Origin of the sequence: Collinsella sp. AM42-18AC (assembly GCF_003467965.1) — a bacterium.
GTDB lineage: Bacteria > Actinomycetota > Coriobacteriia > Coriobacteriales > Coriobacteriaceae > Collinsella.
The window spans coordinates 1-1825 of sequence record NZ_QSFY01000033.1; the positions used below are offsets into that span (position 1 = coordinate 1).

General features: G+C 57.2%; 2 protein-coding genes. Both read right to left on the bottom strand.

The features are described from left to right. On the bottom strand, window positions 1–593 hold a 593-nt coding region (locus DW913_RS09900), incomplete at its 3' end, for a PTS sugar transporter subunit IIC (RefSeq protein ID WP_147349650.1). A gap of 225 nt (window positions 594–818) precedes the next feature. Further along, window positions 819–1709: a DMT family transporter gene (locus DW913_RS09905; protein ID WP_233541377.1), complete on the bottom strand. Its 891-nt coding sequence runs from the start codon at window positions 1707–1709 to the stop codon at window positions 819–821. Between the last annotated feature and the right edge of the window lie 116 nt (window positions 1710–1825).

Consider the following 1825-nt stretch of genomic DNA (forward strand, 5'->3'; position numbering starts at 1 on the left):
AGCACCAGGCGGCCGAGCATGGCGAAGCCCATGGCCGGCAGGATGTTGGCGGCCACGCCGCAACCATCGATCACAAAAGACGGGATAAAGTCGAGTAGGCCCTGGATGGCACCGGAACCCAGATAGAAGGCGCCGCCACACAGCAGGAAGTACTCGAGGCAGCCCCAAAGTCCCATTCCCCAATGAACGGCGTAGATGCCTTTAAGGTTTCCCTTGAGGGCGAACTTGTCTGCCATGTCGACAAACACGGCGAACAGGGCGTTGGTAATGTTGCCGATCGTCAGCGAAAGGACGGCGATGGGCATGGCGAGCGCGATGGCCGTCTCGGTACCCTGACCGAGCTGAATGGCAAACGCGCAGGCGAGCACGCCGCCGACGGTTTCGTTAGGCGGTACGTAGGCGCCGATGGAGATCGAGCCCATGAATAGCAACTCCAGGCTGGCGCCAACGGCAAGGCCAGTCTGCAGGTCCCCCAGCACCAGGCCCACGAGCGGGCACAGGACGATGGGGCGGAACGCGTAGAGGGTGCCGAGCTGGTAGTCGAGGCATCCAAACGCTCCGACTAAGCCGACGAGGATTGCTTGGACAAGCATAATTCCTCCCAATAAGGAATATCGAACCGTCGTCACACCCGTCGCGCGCGTTGTTGATATCAATTCCGGGAGTTCGATCACACGGCTCGAAGCGTACCTGGTGTGCTGCGAACACCCATGCCAGGTACAAATGATTTGATACCAATTATAGATATGCAGGTTCTTACTATTTAATACCACTCGCTCAGCGGGGTGTTTTTTACCGTAAACGGCAGACGTATCCCATCAGGCGCGCCCTTTGTTTCGATGGCGGACAAGCGCCACCAGAAAGCCATCGCCAAAGGCATCGTATGCCAAGTTGCCTACAATCACCAAAACGATTATCGCCGCGCCCAAAAACTCGTTCCAGCGAAAGACCTCGCCAAAGAGGAGCGCCGACCAGCAGGGAGCGAGCACGACCTCGCTCATGCAGACCAAGTTGGCCGCAAACGCGTTAGTGCGCGCAATCCCCTTGGCATACAGCACGCTCGCAAGGCCACTGCAAAAAAGGCCGTGCACCAGCATAAGCCCCCACTCAAACGGTCTCACGGAGTCTAGGGCACCGGCAAAATAGACGATCGGCAACATCGAGATACCGCAGGAGATGAGCGAGGACACCATGGGCGACGCATCGGGGCGAGAGTTCAAAAAGAAACACAGCCCAAAGGTGGCGCCCGAAATGACGGCAAGCAGGTTGCCGAGCATGCCCTCGGCACTCAAATCGCCTAAAAAGAAAAGTCCCATACCCGTAAAAGCAACCACCACGGAGGCAATCTTCGCAGGCGAGGGCAACGTGCGAGTTGCGAGCGATTGATACACGATAACGAAAATCATCGAGGTGTACTGCAGGACGATCGCGTTGCCGACCGTCGTAAGCTGGTTGGCAAAGTTAAACGTGGTGCCCGTCACGAAGTTGCAGACGGCCACAAGGACAATAAGACGGCTGACGCGGAGGATGGGCCTGCCAACGAGCAGGATAAAGAGCGCCATAAATATTGCCGTAACGGCACCGATCAAAAGAGCTGACTGCGAATTGGCGCGAACGAGGATGCCGATAAAACTCCACAAGAGCGCCGTGCCAAATAGATACATCGCCCCGCTCACGCCATTATCGGGTGGATTGTCAGATCGAATCACGAAGCACCTCCAACTAGCTTTCGGTAATAAAAAACGGCGACCACAACGGGTCGCCGTTTCCCTTGGGGGCAGATAATAGGTCGGGCCCTTACGCCAGCACGCCGAAGAACGCGCCG